Genomic DNA, 18,412 nt, shown 5'->3' on the forward strand with positions numbered 1-18,412 from the left:
GATTACATTCCTTTGAAAAATGGGTCGACCACTTGTTGCCACTCTTGGCTGATGGCTCGCATTTTTATTCGGGTTTCAGCAAGTTGCGGGCACAGAAATGTTGGGTTAATGGCGTTAGCTAACTCACTGCTACAAGCTATGGTTTGCCCTTGATAGTGCTTACCTGCTAATGAGTAATCAAACAAGGCAAGTTGGCCGCTAGCAATGAGTTCAAGCAAATCCGTGTGTTCACTGATTAATAGATAAAAATCCGCACCTATGCCCCATAATCCAGCCTTGCCATGACGGGTTATGGCCGCGCGCACTTTGGCAGCCAATTGTGCCCGCAATTGCTGGCATTGGTGCTGATAATGACGAACAGCATTCACTGTGCTAACTGTATGGCTTTCAGGTTGAGTAGAGTCATGATTCAAGGCGAGGTCGTTGGCTGCTTGCAGTAATACTTGCAGCCTTGGAATATAACCTGTGATCACTCTTGCCTGTTTAATGAGGCGCAAGCCTGCTTGCTTGGCGGCAAATTGCAGAGATTCCAAACTAAAGTAATGAATATGCTGCAAGTTAACTAAATTGCTCATGCCTATGGATGGCAGCGGATGCGGCGCTGAAAAATCCGGCACTTCTATAAAAATTGCGCCTTTGGGGCTAAGTTGCTGCTTGATACCGCGCAAAAACTCCACGGGATTAATCACATGCTCTAACACGTGCGATGCCATGGCTAAATCTATGCCTTGTGGCCAAGCATCTGAAGTTAGCTGCTCAAGGTTATTTAAATCAAAGGCAAGGTAGCGAATATTGGTTTGCGAAAATCTATCGTTAAAATCTATGCCCACTAACTCACTATCTGGCAGTGCAGCTTGCGTCGCCGCTAACAATTTGCCTTCACCGCAGCCAAAATCAACCACGGTTTTAGGCGATTGGTGAGTTAAACCTAGTGGGTTATTTATGTCATTTAAGCCTGATAAGGCAAAGCTAATCATCTCTTGATAGGGGGCATGGCTTGCTATCAGGGATTCATCCCACATCACAGCTTCTTGGGCGGAATGAAAATAGAGCTTGGCAAACAAGTCGTTAGTATATTGAACGCTCACTTGCACATGACCACAATGCTGGCATTGAGATAAAGGGTATAGCGAGTGTTGGCGCTTGAGCTCAAGCTCAGTGGTATCCCATAACCCAAAGGCTATGTGGGAAAATGTCTGCCAGCGCTCTTTACTACACAGTTGACATGAAGCTGTGGCCATATATTCCCTTAATTAGTAATGCCGCCATCTATGGTCAAGGTTTGGCCGGTAATAAAGGCCGCGCCATCAGACAATAAAAAGCTAATGGCAGGCGTAATATCTTGCACTGTGCCAAGGCGTTGCAGCGGCGTGCGCCGCACTATTTGCTCGCGCTTGCTATCCGATAAGAGGGATGACATTTCAGTATCTAAATAGCCAGGGGCAATGGAATTAACCGTGATCTTGCGCCGCCCATTTTCTCGTGCCAGCGCCCGCGTTAGGCCATCAAGGCCAGCTTTTGAGGCTGAATAAGCCGCAAGGCCGGTGTAACCTCGGCTACCGATAATCGAGCTGATATTAATTATCCTGCCGCCACTGTTTTGCCGCAAAAATACCCGCAGCGCTTCTCTGGCAAAATAGATAGCGCCATTTAAGTTAACTTGCAGTAAGGCGTCGGTGTCGATATTGGGGAAAGTAGCCAGTACGCCTTCTTTGGCGATTCCGGCATTATTAATTAAGGCCCACAAGGGCGCATCGCCCGCCCACTGACAAGCATTATTCACAAAAGCTGTGGTTTGCTCGGCATTGCCAACGTCACATTCAAACCATTTAAAATCTGGGTGTACTAGCTCTACACTGGTTATGGCTGCGGTTTTGGTGCGGCTGCAACAAGAGACTTTATAACCTTGATAGAGCAAATGGGTGATTATGCCAAGCCCAAGGCCGCGACTGCCACCGGTGACAATAATATGTTTCATTGCAAAAACCTCTGTTTTTTACCTGCGCTTGATAAGCTGATGTTATCGCTAAAGGTGATGATTCTCGGTCTTGCGGCAGGTTCAAGTTGTAAGCAGAGCTCGTTAAGCGCCTTAGCGGCAAGGGTTTGGTTAAATGCGCATAATTCCACACACACTAATGCGCCTGTGATGGGGTTAGCTTTGGCGTAGACTCTGGCATCGCTAATCTCAGGCAGCTGCATGATTTGGCGCTCGAGCGCTTCAAGATTGACTTTGACGCCGCCGACATTCACAAGATTATCTATGCGGCCAGTAAACAAAACTCTGTCTTGGGTGATGTCGATACAGTCACCTGTATCTATCTCAACTTGACCCTTAGTTAATCTTAAGGTTGAGCCTGCGATTAATTGCCAGCCATGAGTGATATGGCGACGAGTGGCGCCATTGCTGTTATCACAAGCAGTACTGGCATCACTGTTATTACAAGCCGTACTGATATTAGCCGCGTTTTCCAGCCAAGCGCGCGGAAAACCTGCGCGCCTATCCTTTACGGTAAAAACCACTCCGGCTTCAGTCGTGGCGTAAATATGGCGAATTTGTGCGTTGGGATAGACGTTATTGATAGCATCTAAGGTGCGCTGATCGGCAATTTCACCGCCTAAGGTAATGATAGTTAACGGCGGTAGGCTTGATTGCCAGCTTAATAGTAGGGCGCGCAGCATAGATGGGGTGGCGCTAATCGCATTGATTTTATGTACATGCGCGAGCATCGCTTTCGCTTGCAGGCTAGCATCAAGGGCGGCAACTAAGGTGTCTTCACTCACTATGGCTTGCAAAATTACTTGTAAGCCCGCGTAACTCATAGGGTGATAACACAGTAGCCAAGTAGTTGCTGGCTTTGGCGCTATTGGCTTAGCTTGTATTAACTTCGCTTGTATGAACTTCGAGTGTATTAAGCTAGCCGCGTTGTGGTTTTGACTGTCATTTTGGGGATGATGGCGCTCGCTAGGTAGCAATTTTGCTAAGGCGTGAAACACTAACTTGGGCTGGCCTGTGGTGCCGGACGTTAGCAGACCAATAGCAAAATGCTTAGGCACAGAATGAATATCGAGTGCTTGCTGAGTTCGATTTAAAATCAGCGGAATATTGTTAGATTCAGCGTAGTGCATCGCTTGGATCATCAGCGCCACTATTGGTGTTGTGCTTGCAGTTGAGCTTGCTGGTGTTGAACATCTTGGTTTTGCTAATGAGCCAACGCCAGTGCCACTAGGTGCCAGCGCTATATAGGCCGTAGTTATATCCACATGGCATAGACAGTGCTCGTCAGCATCAAGATCATCAGCACTAACGCTATGCAGTTGCAAATTATCAGGATTGAAATCATGAGCATAAAAACGCTGGCCATTTTCAATCAAGGCAAATTGACTGTCGCTACTAAGCAGGCTTGCCATGCTTCTTTGTATGCTGGTCGTCATAGCGAACATTAGGCAGCAGCGCCTTGATAGAGCGCAATTAAGTCAGATAGGCTATGAAACGACTTAAAACCGTCTCTAAATGGGTCAACGCCGGTGGCAAGTTCGACACTCACAATTAAGGTGGCAAGATCCAGTGAATCCATAGGTAAATCGGCTAAAAATGACAAGTGCAGTTGCAGTTCCGGGCAGGTTTCGCCTTTGCTTTCAATTATCTGCTTAGTTTCATTCAAGATGATGGCTTCAAAGTTACTCATGCATTATCCCAATCATTAAAAGCGGCGGCTATTTTATCTAGATTAAAGTGCTGTTTTTGCGTCAGCCAATCTTGTTTTAGTTGCTCAAACACATGGACATCCAAAAACTGACCATTTTTAACTATGTGCTGCTGAAGATGCCCAACCAGTCGCGTTTTATGTAAAGTTTGGAGCTTTACCACTTTGTCATTAGCATCAAGCACATAGTTAACAATCTTATTCAGTTTTAGCTGATGAAAAACATAGTTACAGATATAAGTGTGCATAGTCGCGCCGAACTTGAGCCTAGGCTCGCGCTCATAAATGTAAGAGCCAGTACTACAATGCTGATGAGTAACATCAATATCGCTAAAGCATAAGAAACCAATAGGAATATCATCATCTTGGATCATATAACCGCGATAATCCTTGCGCCCGGCTAGCGATGCAATCCAAGCTTGCTGCTTAGCTAACGATGGCTGCTCAAGGTCGGTAAACATGTGCTTACTGATCTCAGGTGACGTGCGCCATTTAAGCAGTAGCTCGGCATCGTCAATATCCACTCGTTTAAAATGTAAGGGCATGTTTGGCCTCTTAGTTGGCTAAATAGCCACCTTCAACTGGTAACGTCACGGCATTGATCCATTTGGCGGCGTCACTCAGTAAAAACGCCACGGCATTGGCCACGTCTTCGGGTTGACCTAATCCCATCGGGTGCTGATTGACCATATGTTGAAACTGCGCCTCGGTCATACTGGCCTTAGTGCGCTCGGCCATGTCGGTGGCCACCAGTGCGGGGGCAACGCAATTAACGCGAATATTGTCTCGCAGTAATTCCATCGATAGGCCGCGAGTTAATGACATTAATCCCGCTTTACTCGCGCCATACACTGTATTGCCGGTTTGACCTATGAGGCCAGCAATGGAGGCAACAAAGACGATGGCGCCTTGTTTAGTGCGATCGCGTTTGAGCCTAAAGCCTTGAGTGATGGCCATGGCACTGGCTAAATTGACGTGCATAGTGTCATCAAAAAATGCTTGATCAAACAGGCGTATGGGCTTGGTGACTTGCACACCTGCACAATGCACAAAGCCATCGAGATAACCATGTTCAGCGGTTAAGGTCTTAACCCAGTCACATAATTTATCGGTATCTGCCATATCAAAGGGGGCGCACACATGGCCGCCGCCCACTAAGCTTTCGGCAGTATGTTGCAAAGCTTGGATGTTGCGGCCATTGAGTATGACCTTAGCGCCAAGCTCGGCTAATAACACGGCGCACGCCCGGCCTATGCCAGAGGATGCGCCAGTAACCAGCACGCGCTTACCGCTAAAGTCCATCGGCTGAATGCTCATAGTATTGCTACCTGCGCTCCATTAGGCGGCCAAATGTTCATCCACTAGCGCCAGTAAATCTGCCACTGTGGTAATGCTTTCTAATTTATCGCCTTGAATAATGATGTCAAAATGCTCATCGGCCATGGCAATCACGCTTAAAAAGGCCAAGGAATCCCATTGTTCGATATCCATTAACACTTCATTGCCTTTAAGCTCGCCTGGATTAAGTTCGAGGATTTCTTCTAGATTGTTTAAGAATTCTTGTTTGTTCATAGGATTCACCTTTTCGTTAGTGTGGGTCAGGGTTTAGCGTCTAAGTTGTTCGTATTTACCTAGCTGCCGATAAGACTCTATCGACCAAGGCGCGTTATTGTTTAACCTAATGTAGAGCTAATGCGCCGTGCGCTGCACCACTTGGGCATTGAGTTTGGCAAGCTCAGGCTTATCTATCAGCACTTGGCAAATTTCAGCTGGGGTGGCGCTGAGCCAATTTGGCCCTAACGCCTTAATCACTTGCTCTACCAAATGAAAATCGGCAAGTTCATCCACGCATAGCCTAAATTCTTGCCATTGGCGGTTACCGGTTTCAATGCTGGCGATAAGCGCATTGGGCTCAGAGTATAAAAATAAGGTCACATGCTCGCGCTCGGCGCAGCTTGTAGCCTCTTTATAAGCGCGGGTTAAACTCGCCATGCTAAACACTTCGACATCAAAGCCACGGGGAAAATAATTGAGGCTGACATGGGTATATTGATGAGGCGAGCCTTGCTGATGCTTGATAACCGCTTCATCAATTAAACCTGGGCAAATCAGCGGGCAGTCCGCGGTCAAGCGAATAATAATGTCACTTGGCTGGGCGTTGGCTTGTAATGCCGCCTCATAAAAACGACTTAATACATTGTGCTCATCACCGCAAAAATAGGCCTGCTGCTGCGCTTGGCAATAGTTCACAATCGCCTTGTCAATGTCTGCCGTGCTGGTGGCAATAATATGGCAATCAACCGTGCGCGCCTCTTTGACCCTGCGAATATGGTATTCAAGCATGGGTAGCGCCTGTGTTAGGGCTGGCGCTTGCTTTGATTCAGCGAGCCTATGTTCAGCGAGCATATGTTCAATGGGCATAAGCACCTTGCCCGGCAAACGACTTGAACCCATGCGCGCTTGTGTGATGCAGATAACTCGCATTTATGCCTTCCTTATGAGTGGTATGGATAAATGCTCTTCACGCAGCGGCTCACCAAAGGCGATATCTTGGCTGGCAATTTGGCCAAGAACTTGCGGCAAATAGCGGGTGTGCAGGCCGTGAGCGGGTCTTACTGAACGTACATTATCTGGGGTAAACACTTGGCCTTTGCTAATCGTTTGGCTGATGTACAGCGAGCGCCTAAAATCGCGGCCGCCGATTTCACTCGGCTTAATGTCATAGCCTGCTTGGCCCAAGGCCTTAAAGGCTTTATTGGTGTCACGGGTTAATTCAATGAAAGCTGTCGGCTCTAATGAAAAGGCGGCATCCACTGAACCATCACTCTTATCTAAGGTGAAATGCTTTTCAATGAGGCAAGCGCCAAGGGCGATCGCAGTAATAGCCACTGTGCTTTCAATGGTGTGATCGCTTAAACCTATTGGAAAGTCAAAACGTTGGCATAAATCAGCAATGGTGCGTAAATTACAATCTGCAATTGGGGTTGGGTAACCGCTAATGCAATGCAATAAGGCTAATTGGGTGCCGCCAGCGTCTGTCACGGCATTCACGGCTTCCTCAATTTCTGCCAAGGTCGCAAGGCCGGTTGACATTATGATGGGCTTACCCGTTTTGGCCGCCGCAGTAATTAAGCCAATATCATTGATTTCAAAAGAGGCAATTTTATAGGCTGGGCAATCAAGGGATTCAAGCAAGGCGATGGCGCTGGCATCAAATGGCGATGAAAACAGGGTGATATTATGCATTTTGGCGCGCTGAAATAAGGCCTCGTGCCACTCCCAAGGGGTGTGCGCCTCTTGATATAAATCATACAGGGTGCGTCCCGCCCAAAGCCCGCCAGTTAACTGAAAATCCGCGCTATCGTGATTAAGGGTTATAGTATCAGCGCTATAGGTTTGAATCTTGATGGCATCCACCCCCGTTGCGGCGGCGGCATCTATCATGGCCAATGCTTGGGATAAGCTGCCTTTATGATTACCAGAAAGCTCAGCAATCACATAAGGAGGGCATTGGCGGCCGATAGCGCGGCCATTAATAGTGATGGTTTGGCTAAACATAGTTAATCCTACCGTTAGCGCAGGCTGTCATATTAAGGCGCCACGCATTGTGAAAGTGGCGAATTCTGTCTTCACATTGACCCAATACCCCAGGGGTGGTGATGCTTGGCATATTGGCTTGACATGATTCAGCCACCAATCTGTCTTCTTCTAAAATGGTGTGATTGAAGCTGGTAAAGTTGGCATTTATCGCCACTTTTACGGCTTGACTGGTCTCACTGCCATCGAGTCGTTTCATCATGCGCAGCTCAAAATTGAGCTGTGACTCGACAGGGGATAGAGGATCGTAAGTTTGCACTGACATTAATGAGCCGTTGGTGAGTCCTATGGCTAAATTGGGGTAAATAAAGAAGTGGTTGTATTCAGTAAATTCTTCACTTTGCGCCAGTTTTAAATGTTTGCGTGCGCCAGCCCACCATTTTTTAGGTTTGTCTTGCAGCGGTGTATTGCCTGTGGTGTGGCCATTAAAATATTCAATGTCACATTCTGCTTTAGCAAATTTGGCAAAGGTATCGGGATGAGTGCCTGCAACGTGATACACCTCTAATACCGTTTCGCAGGCAATCTTCCAGTTGGTGCGCCAGTGATAATTACCGGTATGGACAGGATCACTAAAATCCGCTGAAATGCGGCTAAGAATGTAGTGATAGGGGCCTAAATATTCTGACAAGCTCGGGCCCGTTTTCGCCACGCGTACAAACACCATGGCGCCACAATACTCGACATCAAACTGCCTTAAGGCTAACTGTTTTTTGGCGGCGTCATCTAAGCCAAAATCAGTGCGGTTTTGCGGCACGCCAGCTAACGCACCATCACTTTTATAGCTCCAGCAATGATAGGGGCAAACTAATGGGCGGTTGCCGCGACCAGTTTGCAAGCTCGCGCGGCGGTGGCTGCAAACATTGAGTAATGCGCTGATTTGGCCGTTAAAGTTTTGCACTACCACTGGGGTATTGCCGATTTTTACGGTGATAAAGTCATTATGCTTGGCTAACTCATCGCTAAAACCGACAAATATCCAGTTATTCTCAAACACTTGAGTCAATTCAAGACGATAGTATGCGTCGTCATAGTAGTGTGTTGGATGAAGGCCTTGGATTGCTATCATGTAGGTTCCGTCTCTGCTGTAAGTCAACACATAATTGATTGATGACCCGCTGACAACCTTGGCTGTCAATCAATTGACGTGCAATATCACTCATAGTTTGTCTCAAGCATTTTTTATGCCAAAGACTAAGTGCTTCGGCGTTGATAACATTCAATAAATCGTGATTAATGGCCGATTGGCTGATTGAACCAGGGGGTGTGACTTGAGTGGCTGGGGAATGGAAGCCACTCGTATTAAAGCCATTGGCATCAAAGGCACTAGACACAAAAGTACGGACATCAAGGGCGCGATACCAAGTGTTATTAAGCGGGGAGGTCATGGCGGCCACTTGATTATCCACAGTGACTAACGCCAAGGTGGGCACACCTTGGCTGGCTAATTCACCTAAGGTGCCACCTGCGGCTGAAATCGCTAAACCAGATTGCATCATGATGGCAGCGACTGATGGCGGGTCGCATATTAGGCTTAGATTAGGCTTATGTTTGGCCAGTGTCGTGAGCGCCGCTTGGTCTTGATGGGTCTTGCCTAATAAAAGCTGCATCTGCACGTCAGGTAAGGCCGCCATTAAGGCAGTCACTAAAGGCAGTGCCAGAGATTTAGTGTCGGTGCCGCCTAAGCTAATCAATATATTCGGGCGCTGCGCAATCATCTGATAGTGAGTTTGTGCAAACTCTTGCCTGAGATAAGTGAATGTTGGCCCAAGGCAAAGCTGTGCCTTGGGCGCTAACGCTTGATAATAGGCGGCGCTGCAGTTAGGCGCGGGGTTAATGATTAAATCGGCCAGGATCGGCGCGTTATCAAGGGCATCATCAAGTTTAACTAAGTAAGTGTCTAATAAGCGCAATTGCTGCCATTCAGCCAAGGTTAAAGCGTAATCATCGATAAAGAGAGCACTAAAACCTAAGCGCTCGAGTTGCTGATGATTGATGGGGGCATCAATTTGCACTGTGGTGAAATTGGCTTGCTTGAGTTTGTTAAGTAGGGCTTCTGAGCAAGTTTTATAAAGGAAGGTGACATCAAAATCAATGGCTGCCACTTCAGCAAGGGCATATAAACGCATTATATGGCCTGCGCCAATAAGATGAGAATTATTGGCGTAAAATGCAATGTGCGCTTTAGCCAGCAAGAAAGCCCCCATCCACCGCCAAAGTAATACCTGTGGTATTGCGACTTAAATCACTGAGTAAAAAGTACACGCTATTGGCCACATCTAACGGTGTGCTGAGTCCTAAGGGATGCGCGTTTTTAAGGAGCTGACTTCGCTGCTCGCCTAAGGTTGCAAATTGCAGTTCAGCCTTGGCGCCACTGACGATGGCGGGCGCTACGCAGTTGACTCTTATATGTTTACTGGCAAGCTCCAATGCGGCGGATTGCACCATAGAGGCTAACGCCGCTTTTGAGGCTGCATATAAGGTGCGCGCCTTTAAGCCGCGCTGACCTGCCGCTGAGCCGATAAATACAAAGCTGGCATCCGCATTAAAATGTTTAGCTTTAGAAAAAGCGGCGGTAAGTAGGACAGCCGCTGAGAAATTGACATCAAAGTATTGATGGATTTGTGTCGCGCAAATTCCTCTTAGCGGGCTGTAACCTTGAAAGCTTGCGCTATGAACTAGACCATCGATGGCGCCATATTCAGAGACTAAGTTTTTGGCCCAAGGCGCAATATCATCAAGCTTAGTTAAATCAAACGGGGCAATAACATGTTGACCATTAAGCGTTGCGGCGGTATCAATCAAGGCTTGCTCACGCCGCCCCACTAAAATTAAGCGGGCGCCGCAAGCATCGAGCTTTTGACAGATGGCGAGCCCAATATCTGAATCTATAGCAGCCCCTGTCACTAGATAGCATTTATTACTCAAATCCATGATGATGGTGGAACTCCTGTTCACCGCTGCATTAATGTTTACTGCACATCCATATTGGCAGCGGAACTGCTACTTACTGCTGTTCTAATATTTAACATTTATTATTTACTGCTGTATTAGGGCTAACGGTTCAAAATCATCCTGAATTTCAATGATTTCAGGCGCAATTATGGGGCCGATATCTGTGATGATAGCGCCCCATGACCAACCGACCCCAAAACCGCCGAGCATGACTTTATGAGTGTCATGGCTGAAAAAGTCAGTTAATTTATGACAGATAGCCAGCGGCACAGATGCACTTGAAGTGTTACCAAAATCCTTCATATCTATCAGGTATTTGTCTGCTGGCACTTGAGCTTTTTTACGTAAGTGCTCAAGAATAAATTGATTCGCTTGATGCATGACCACCATATCTAAGCTATCGGCTTCAATCTTGGCTAAGGCTAAAGTGTCTTTAATTAATTTAGGCACTACCTTGAGGGTGAAAGAGAACACGGCCGCGCCATTTAAAGATAATCTTGAGTCTTGATAGAGTTGCTGCTCTTCTTCTTTCGAGCGCGGCTCAAGCTCTGGCATATTGGGTACTCGGCGTCCGCCTGCTTTCACTGCGATATGCTGTCCACCTGTGCCATCTGTGCCAAATACGGCATAGGAATTTGGCCAGTTTTCATCATATTGCAAGGCGGTGGCGACACCAGCATCACCAAACAGTGGCAAGGTGCCTCTATCATCGGGCAATAAATGACGACTAGAAGTATCACCACATAACACTAAGGCGCGCTGTCCGCTGGAGCTATTTAATAATTGGCTGGCTATCCAAGTGGCATAGACAAAGCCAGAGCAGCCTAAACTCACGTCTAAACACGCTGCGCTTTGGGGTAAGCCTAATCTGTGCTGCATTAAGCAAGCGGTGGCGGGCAGGGCGTAGTCAGCATCTTGGGAGACATAAATTAATACGTCAACTGAGCTTGGATCCCAGTCTAAGCGTTTCAGTAAGGTTTGGGCTGCGGCTATGCACATATCTGATGCGCATAAATGTTTGGGGAGAATGCGCCGACTATGTATGCCGGTACTGGCATAAATCTTATCCGCTTCTTCTTGGGTAAATAGCCCTGGCGTCTCCACAAATGAGTGTCTATGAGGAGGAACCGCGGCTTGCATCCCTGCAATTTTGACTGAACGAATGACAGCTTCCATAAATAACCCTACTGAATAATCGAATAAAGTTGGTTTTAACTATAACAGTGAATAATATAGCTTGAAAGTCTCATGCTTTCGGCAAAAGTGCACTAACCTTTTGCTATATAGTGAAAAATTCAGGGATAGAAATGGCCACTACTAGAATTAATAACATAGCTATCTCAGGGATTGTCTCAGTCTTACCCCCACTTTCGTGCATAAATATTGACTCATCCTCTGAGAGTGCAGCGCAAGAAATGGCACGCATAGTCGCGTCCACTGGCATACATGCGCGCCGCGTTGCCGCGCCTCAGCAAACGGCATTAGATCTTGGCCTTAAAGCATGCCAATCATTAGTGGATGAGTTGCAATGGCATGTGGATGACATTGCCTTATTAGTGTTTGTCACTCAAACCCCTGATTTCCCGCTGCCAGGCAATGCCATTCAGTTGCAGCACAAATTAGGCTTATCTAAAGCGACTATCGCCTTTGATGTAAATTTGGGCTGCTCTGGCTTTGTCCATGGCTTGTGGCAAGTGTCGCAGTTACTGAGCGGATTAACTAAAGGCATGGCCTTGCTGGTGGTTGGCGATACTACTAGTCATCAATATAGCGAGACTAATCGCGCCGTGGCCACCTTATTTGGCGATGCCGTTAGCGCCATTGCCATAGAAAAGTCTGACGATTGTGATGGCATGGTGTTTGCTCTTGGCAGTGATGGCGCGGGCGCGCCGTATTTAATTCAGCCCCATGGCGGCGCGCGCAGCCCAGGCAACGCGCCTGAATTATTTATGGATGGCATGCAGGTTTTTGTATTTACCTTGCGCGAAGTGCCAGCCTCTATCCATGCATGCTTGGCGGCAAAGGACTGGCAGATTAAGGATGTAGATTACTGCGTGATGCACCAAGCTAATGAAATGATGCTAAAGCGCTTAGGGGATAAGTTAGGCTTACAGCCACAGCAGTTAATTATCTCCATGGGGGAGGTGGGTAACACCAGCTCCGCCTCCATCCCATTGGCCTTATGCTTAAGCCTAAGTCAGCAGCTTACCTCGGGTGCGACTAAGTTATTACTCTCAGGTTTTGGGGTAGGTTGGTCATGGGGCGCAGTGGCTTTGACTGCGCCGCCAATGAAAGTGTGTAAGGTCATAGATTTACGCGATGAGATAAGTCACTTAGCCATAGAGTGAGGCCACTTATAAAGCATAAGGCTAAAACTGCTGAGATTTGCCGTGTCAGCAGTTCCGATTTTCACCAAAAACAGTTAATCTGTCGCATCTTCTTTAGTTAGTTAGAATCCTGAGTATGTTAAGCAATCAATCCACCCGATTAAATAAATACATAAGTGAAAGTGGCATTTGTTCACGCCGTGATGCAGATAGATATATCGAGCAGGGCAATGTGTTTATTAATGGCAAGCGCGCGACTGTGGGCGATCAGGTCGAGTTTGGCGATGTGGTCAAAGTCAATGGTCAGTTAATTGAGCCGCGTGATGCTGATGACTTTGTATTTATTGCGCTCAATAAGCCGGTCGGCATTGTGAGTACCACTGAAGGCAGTGAAAAGAATAATATCGTTGATTTTGTGAATCACAGTGAGCGTATTTTCCCTATCGGCCGCTTAGATAAGGATTCGCAAGGTTTGATTTTCTTGACCAGTAACGGTGATTTGGTCAATAAAATTTTGCGTGCTGGTAACAAGCACGAAAAAGAATACGTAGTTACCGTGAATAAGCCGCTGACCGATGAAGCGATTACCGGCATGAGTGCTGGCGTGCCTATGCTTGGGGTGATCACTAAAAAATGTAAGATTGAAAAACTCTCGGCCCAAACCTTTAAAATCACCTTAGTGCAAGGCTTAAACCGCCAAATTCGCCGTATGTGTGAATACTTTAATTATGAAGTGACTAAGCTTGAGCGCGTGCGCATTATGCACGTAGATATGAAAGGTTTGCCTGTGGGCGAATGGCGCGATTTAAGTGAAGATGAGCTGCGCATTATGCTAGATGCGGCTAAAGGCTCGTCATCAGAAGCCGCGCCCAATAAGAAGAACATTCAAGCTCAGCAAAAGGCTAAAGCTAAGGCTAAATCGCCAGAACGCTCAAAAGAAGCCATTCAAGCCTTAATTCCGCAAACGCCTGGGTCGCACCGCGCTAAGCCAAAATCGAATAGCAATCCTAAGCATAGAAATCAGCGCTTAGGTAAAAAGAAATCATAAGTCTAATGCTGTAGTTTATTAGTGTGCATTCACAAAATGCACACTAATAAAAAACCACCTTGATAGTGATTATCGCGGTGGTTTTTTTATGCGCTTAAAACGCGGCATTCTAGACAATAAATAATAACGGTGGCGGTTTACCCCACCTTAAACTTAGCCACGATATAATTTAAATCGCTGGAGATTTTAGCCAAGTCAGAGGCTTGGTTCGACACTGAATTAGCGCCCTCAGAGGTATTTTTCGCTAAAGTATTCACTTGGTCAACACTCTTGTTAATGGTTATTACCACGGTATTTTGCTGTTCTGCCGCCACCGCGATTTGATGGTTCATATCACGAATATTACTGACGGATTGAGTAATGGCAATTAAGGCTTCATGGGTTTCATTAGCTTTTTCTGAGGTGCGAATAGCCTCGGTTGCACTTAGCTTCATTGAATCGACCGAGCGTTTAGATTCAGATTGTAAGCGACTGATTAAAGTTTGAATTTCTTCAGTGCTTTGTTGGGTGCGACTGGCAAGTGAGCGCACTTCATCGGCCACCACAGCAAAGCCGCGGCCTTGCTCGCCGGCTCTCGCCGCTTCAATGGCCGCGTTTAATGCCAGCAAGTTCGTTTGCTCGGCAATGCCGCGAATAACATCCAAAATACTGCCAACGTTTTCAGTTTCTTTCTCTAAGTTTTCAATGATATTGCTCACATCACTGATGTTAGTCACTAAGGTATTAATACTGGTTCGGGTTTCTTCTAATGCTGATTGGCCTTTGTGCGAACAAGCATCGGCTTCAGTGGCAGCGTCAGAAGCATTTTGTGCATTTCTAGCAATATTAAGAACCGTGTGTGTCATTTCCTGCATTGCCGCCGCGGTTTGCTCTAATTGACGCGCTTGGGATTCTGAGTTAGTGACGGTTTCATCAGTCACTTTAACTAAGCTGTTAGAAGCATTGCCTAAGGTCGATGATGAGCTACTGAGCTGCTGCACTATTTGGCGTAAATTGGTGCTGACCGCTGTCATAGCTCCATAAATCCCAGTTGCCTCACCGCTTCTATCAAAAGCTTGAGTTAAGTCACCGCTAGCAATGTTACGGGCAATACGCTCAATATCCGCAGGCTCGCCGCCTATGGGTTTACGGATAGCCTTAGTGACTAAGACGCTGAGTAAACTGCCGACTAAAACGGCAATTACTGAGACTACTAATACAATATTGATAATGGATTCAATATTGGCTTGCACTTTAGGGCCTAAAGTATCGCGTGAGTCTTTAAGCGAATTATTAAAATCTGTGATATTGGTAGTAATTTTAGGGCCAATAGTATCGAGTCCTTCAACAATGGCTTTGTTTTGTGAGCGAGTAATTTCAGCCAGTTGAGCTAAGCTCTCTACATAAGAACTGAGCGTCTGTTCAAATTCAGTGGCTTGATTATTAACTATGCTAGGGCCAAGGGAGCGTTTTAGGCTAGTAAATAACTCTAACGTGGCGTCCAGTTCAGTTTTGGCGCGCTCTAAATCCTTATCGCTATTACTAAGAATAAATTTGGTTGCGTATAAACGACCTAATAATAGTTTTTCTTGCACCTGCGCCGTGAGAATGGGATTCGCGTATTCTGAGCCTTGGCTGTCGGTCATAATTTTGGAAATTATGTTCCGCATACTAAAACCATACACGTCGAGCTTTTCAGACATCAGATTTTGGCGTTTGTTAGTGTCAGTGACAGCGTTATCGAATTCGAGTTGGTACTCTTCAATTAATTTCTGTGATTCCTGCAATTCTTTAAGGCGAATGGCATCATCTTCATTGGACAGTAATTTGTCTAAATTGGCTTTAATGGAAGTAATGTTGTTTTTAACATCATCAATCAGACTGGCATCATTATCTTTTAAATAATTTAATACTGTGAGGCGAGTATTTAATACTTCATATTGCGCCACACTGGCATCGTTTGAATCTTTGGCTAGCGCGCGATAAGTCATAAAATTCTTATAGGTATCGGATAAACCAATATACCCAGCAGTAGAGATGACTAGCATGAGCGCTATGATGGTGAGATAAGACATCGACAATTGTTGACCCAGTTTCAACCTTGAAAGCATATGTAACTCCATTAGTCCAAGTTTTAACGTCCAGTATTAGAGTTTTAGTACATGCATGGCTATTTTTCCAATATTACAGCGGCTAAAGATTTAAAACGTTATGCCAAAGTAAGTAGTCAGCAGGTGCTAAATCAATATGAACATTGGAATAAAAAGCGCAATAAGTGGGTGAGATTGCCGCAAGGCTGGCCTTTACTGTGGTAGGGGGAATATCGATAGAGCTGATTCTCGCAGCAAGCGGATAAAAAAGAGTTAGCGTAAGTATTGAGTCACACTAACTCTTTTGATAATGAATGGGGCTAATTTATCTGTATATCATTAATGGCTGAAGCCATTCAGTGATGCTCTATTTGCGCGTTGGCTTAATTAAACTGCATTTCTGGTACATGGTCTGGCACTATCAATTTACCGGCGGTTTTACTGATAATTTCATCAACGCTGACACTCGGGGCGCGCTCTAATAAATGAAAAGCCCCATCTTTAATTTCAATAAAGGCTAAGTCAGTCACCACTCGTTTAATGCAGCCAAACCCTGTCAGCGGTAACTCGCATACTGGCAAGAGTTTAGAGTTACCGTACTTATCGGCGTGCATCATGGTGACTATGATATTGTCGGCGCCAGCCACTAAATCCATAGCGCCGCCCATGCCTTTAATCAGCTTGCCTGGGATCATCCAAGATGCAATTGAGCCATTAACGTCCACTTCAAAGGCGCCCAAAACCGTTAAATCCACATGCCCGCCGCGGATCATGGCAAAGCTTTCGGCGGATGAAAAAAATGAGGCACCTTTCACCGCCGTCACAGTTTGTTTGCCAGCATTGATTAAGTCGGCATCTAGGGTTTCTTCGGTCGGGAATTCGCCCATGCCAAGTAAGCCATTTTCAGATTGCAGCATCACTTGCATGTCTGCTGGAATATAGTTGGCCACTAAGGTGGGAATACCTATACCGAGATTCACATAAAAACCATCGTGTAATTCTTGGGCAACCCTTTGTGCCAGTTGCTCTCTGGATAATGCCATGCGGCCTCCTTTACTCTGTGATTGCTTTGATGGTGCGCTGTTCTATGCGTTTTTCAAAACTGGCTTGAATAACCCTATCAACATAAATGCCAGGGGTATGAATATGATTAGGGTCAAGCTCGCCAGGCGCGACAATATGCTCGGCTTCAACCACGGTAATTTTGCCTGCGGTTGCCATCATAGGGTTAAAATTAGCGGCGGTATTGCGGAAGATTAAATTGCCCATAGTATCGGCCTTCCACGCACGGATTAAGGCAAAATCCGCGGTTAAAGAATGCTCTAATACATAATGGCGGCCATTGATTTCACGGGTTTCTTTGCCATCAGCTATGGGCGTGCCAAACCCTGTGGCGGTGAAAAACGCCGGAATACCCGCGCCGCCCGCGCGAATTTTCTCAGCAAGAGTGCCTTGTGGCGTTAATATCACGGTTAATTCCCCTGAGAGCATTTGGCGCTCAAAGGTGGCATTTTCGCCGACATAAGAAGCTATCATGGTCGAGATTTGTTGATGTTTAAGTAATAAACCTAAACCAAAATCATCCACCCCCGCATTGTTAGAAATAGCGGTTAAGCCGGTAATGCCAATCTTAACTATGTGATTAATTAGCCCCTCAGGGATACCGCACAAGCCAAAACCACCCACCATAATGGTCATGTTATCGCTTAAGCCATCAAGCGCTTGTTCATAGCTGTGCACTACTTTATTAAGACCTGCCATAAGAGTTCCTTTTCCGGCGGCACATGCCGCGAATCATCGGTGTATTTCATTTACTTATCCAAGCAGCGCATTAGCGACTTTTGAGCCACTCTTTTTACCAAGGTGGCGGCTAATGGCGTGGCCTGCTTGAGCTAATTGTTCAAGGTCAATGCCAGTATTTAGGCCTAAGCCATGGAGCATATACACTAAATCTTCCGTGGCGAGATTACCCGATGCGCCTTTGGCATAAGGACAACCACCAAGGCCTGCCACCGATGAATCAAACACGCGCACGCCAGTGTCTAAACAGGCCAAAATGTTGGCAAGGGCTTGACCATAAGTATCATGAAAATGCAGGGCCAATTGCGCTATGGGTACTTGCTCACTAACCGCTTGCACCATGTTACGGGCATCATGGGCTGTGCCAATACCTATGGTGTCGCCTAACGAGATTTCATAGCAGCCTAAGTTGTAAAGAATGGCAGACACTCGCGCCACTTCACTTAGCGCTATCTTGCCTTCATAGGGGCAGCCTAAGGTGCAAGACACATAACCGCGCACTTTCACCCCTTGATATTTAGCTAATTCAATTAACGGAATAAAGCGCTCGATGGAGGCTTCAATAGAGCAGTTAATATTGCGCTGACTAAAGCTTTGTGAAGCCGAGCCAAAAATCGCCACTTCATCGGCGTGAGCGCTTAGCGCTAATTGATAACCGGTAATATTGGGGGTCAGCGCGCTATAACGCACTCCAGCTAAACGCTCGATATCCCGTAACACTTGGGCTGAGTCGGCCATTTGCGGCACCCATTTGGGCGAGACAAAGCTTGCAGCCTCAATGCGCTTCACCCCAGCATGGGCTAAGGCATTAATGAGCTGCACTTTAGCTGCGGTAGGAACGGCGACTTCATTTTGCAGACCATCGCGGGCGCCGACTTCAAATAGACTGACATGAATATCATTGCTTACCAT

19 protein-coding genes are annotated in these 18,412 nt (G+C 46.4%); 2 read left to right on the forward strand and 17 right to left on the reverse strand.

Annotated elements, in window-relative coordinates:
* Positions 1–2 precede the first annotated feature (2 nt).
* From AC1HDP_RS00960 to AC1HDP_RS01020, 13 genes are all read right to left on the reverse strand, one after another.
* Positions 3–1,241 (reverse strand): class I SAM-dependent methyltransferase, encoded by a 1,239-nt coding sequence (locus AC1HDP_RS00960; protein ID WP_479637306.1) that lies wholly within the window; start codon positions 1,239–1,241, stop codon positions 3–5.
* A gap of 8 nt (positions 1,242–1,249) precedes the next feature.
* Entirely contained in the window at positions 1,250–1,978 is a 729-nt protein-coding gene (locus tag AC1HDP_RS00965; RefSeq protein ID WP_479637307.1) for an SDR family NAD(P)-dependent oxidoreductase, read from the reverse strand.
* Positions 1,975–3,432 carry an AMP-binding protein gene (locus AC1HDP_RS00970; RefSeq protein ID WP_479637308.1) on the reverse strand — a complete coding sequence of 486 codons (1,458 nt, stop codon included), beginning with the start codon at positions 3,430–3,432 and terminating at the stop codon, positions 1,975–1,977. Before AC1HDP_RS00970 ends, AC1HDP_RS00965 begins: the two co-directional genes overlap by 4 nt.
* A gap of 8 nt (positions 3,433–3,440) precedes the next feature.
* Positions 3,441–3,686, reverse strand: coding sequence for a hypothetical protein (locus tag AC1HDP_RS00975; RefSeq protein WP_479637309.1), 246 nt, complete (start codon positions 3,684–3,686; stop codon positions 3,441–3,443).
* The gene (locus AC1HDP_RS00980) at positions 3,683–4,249 is read right to left on the reverse strand and encodes a GNAT family N-acetyltransferase (protein WP_479637310.1); all 567 of its coding nucleotides are present in this window, start codon (positions 4,247–4,249) and stop codon (positions 3,683–3,685) included. The genes AC1HDP_RS00975 and AC1HDP_RS00980 overlap by 4 nt, the downstream gene beginning before the upstream one ends.
* Before the next feature lie 10 nt (positions 4,250–4,259).
* Positions 4,260–5,021 carry an SDR family NAD(P)-dependent oxidoreductase gene (locus tag AC1HDP_RS00985; RefSeq protein ID WP_479637311.1) on the reverse strand — a complete coding sequence of 254 codons (762 nt, stop codon included), beginning with the start codon at positions 5,019–5,021 and terminating at the stop codon, positions 4,260–4,262.
* 21 nt (positions 5,022–5,042) lie between these two features.
* Positions 5,043–5,276: an acyl carrier protein gene (locus AC1HDP_RS00990; protein WP_140931975.1), complete on the reverse strand. Its 234-nt coding sequence runs from the start codon at positions 5,274–5,276 to the stop codon at positions 5,043–5,045.
* Positions 5,277–5,393: 117 nt separating this feature from the next.
* Positions 5,394–6,188 (reverse strand): cytidylyltransferase domain-containing protein, encoded by a 795-nt coding sequence (locus AC1HDP_RS00995; protein ID WP_479637312.1) that lies wholly within the window; start codon positions 6,186–6,188, stop codon positions 5,394–5,396.
* Positions 6,189–7,262: a pseudaminic acid synthase gene (pseI, locus tag AC1HDP_RS01000; protein ID WP_479637313.1), complete on the reverse strand. Its 1,074-nt coding sequence runs from the start codon at positions 7,260–7,262 to the stop codon at positions 6,189–6,191. It abuts the gene before it with no gap.
* Positions 7,255–8,370: an aromatic ring-hydroxylating oxygenase subunit alpha gene (locus tag AC1HDP_RS01005; protein ID WP_479637314.1), complete on the reverse strand. Its 1,116-nt coding sequence runs from the start codon at positions 8,368–8,370 to the stop codon at positions 7,255–7,257. Before AC1HDP_RS01005 ends, pseI begins: the two co-directional genes overlap by 8 nt.
* Positions 8,330–9,508, reverse strand: coding sequence for a UDP-2,4-diacetamido-2,4,6-trideoxy-beta-L-altropyranose hydrolase (gene pseG / locus AC1HDP_RS01010; protein ID WP_479637315.1), 1,179 nt, complete (start codon positions 9,506–9,508; stop codon positions 8,330–8,332). The genes AC1HDP_RS01005 and pseG overlap by 41 nt, the downstream gene beginning before the upstream one ends.
* On the reverse strand, positions 9,486–10,235 hold the full coding sequence (locus AC1HDP_RS01015) for an SDR family NAD(P)-dependent oxidoreductase (RefSeq protein WP_479637316.1): 750 nt from the start codon (positions 10,233–10,235) through the stop codon (positions 9,486–9,488). Before AC1HDP_RS01015 ends, pseG begins: the two co-directional genes overlap by 23 nt.
* Before the next feature lie 105 nt (positions 10,236–10,340).
* Entirely contained in the window at positions 10,341–11,432 is a 1,092-nt protein-coding gene (locus AC1HDP_RS01020) for a 3-oxoacyl-ACP synthase III family protein (protein WP_479637317.1), read from the reverse strand.
* 131 nt (positions 11,433–11,563) lie between these two features.
* Between AC1HDP_RS01020 and AC1HDP_RS01025 the strand changes: the two genes are divergently transcribed.
* A complete protein-coding gene (locus tag AC1HDP_RS01025) occupies positions 11,564–12,604 on the forward strand; it encodes a ketoacyl-ACP synthase III (protein WP_479637318.1) in 1,041 nt (346 codons plus the stop codon).
* 115 nt (positions 12,605–12,719) lie between these two features.
* Positions 12,720–13,631, forward strand: a complete 912-nt coding sequence (rluF, locus tag AC1HDP_RS01030; RefSeq protein ID WP_479637319.1) for a 23S rRNA pseudouridine(2604) synthase RluF — start codon at positions 12,720–12,722, stop codon at positions 13,629–13,631.
* A 137-nt stretch (positions 13,632–13,768) separates the two neighbouring features.
* Here rluF and AC1HDP_RS01035 read toward each other — a convergent pair whose 3' ends face one another.
* The 4 genes from AC1HDP_RS01035 to AC1HDP_RS01050 all read right to left on the reverse strand — a co-directional run bounded on the left by AC1HDP_RS01035 (position 13,769) and on the right by AC1HDP_RS01050 (position 18,412).
* Positions 13,769–15,721, reverse strand: a complete 1,953-nt coding sequence (locus tag AC1HDP_RS01035) for a methyl-accepting chemotaxis protein (protein ID WP_479637320.1) — start codon at positions 15,719–15,721, stop codon at positions 13,769–13,771.
* Between the two features lie 362 nt (positions 15,722–16,083).
* A complete protein-coding gene (locus tag AC1HDP_RS01040; RefSeq protein ID WP_479637321.1) occupies positions 16,084–16,743 on the reverse strand; it encodes a 3-oxoacid CoA-transferase subunit B in 660 nt (219 codons plus the stop codon).
* 10 nt (positions 16,744–16,753) lie between these two features.
* A complete protein-coding gene (locus AC1HDP_RS01045; RefSeq protein ID WP_479637322.1) occupies positions 16,754–17,461 on the reverse strand; it encodes a CoA transferase subunit A in 708 nt (235 codons plus the stop codon).
* A gap of 54 nt (positions 17,462–17,515) precedes the next feature.
* On the reverse strand, positions 17,516–18,412 hold the full coding sequence (locus AC1HDP_RS01050) for a hydroxymethylglutaryl-CoA lyase (RefSeq protein WP_479637323.1): 897 nt from the start codon (positions 18,410–18,412) through the stop codon (positions 17,516–17,518).

The sequence above is a fragment of the Shewanella sp. ISS20 genome (assembly GCF_056522965.1).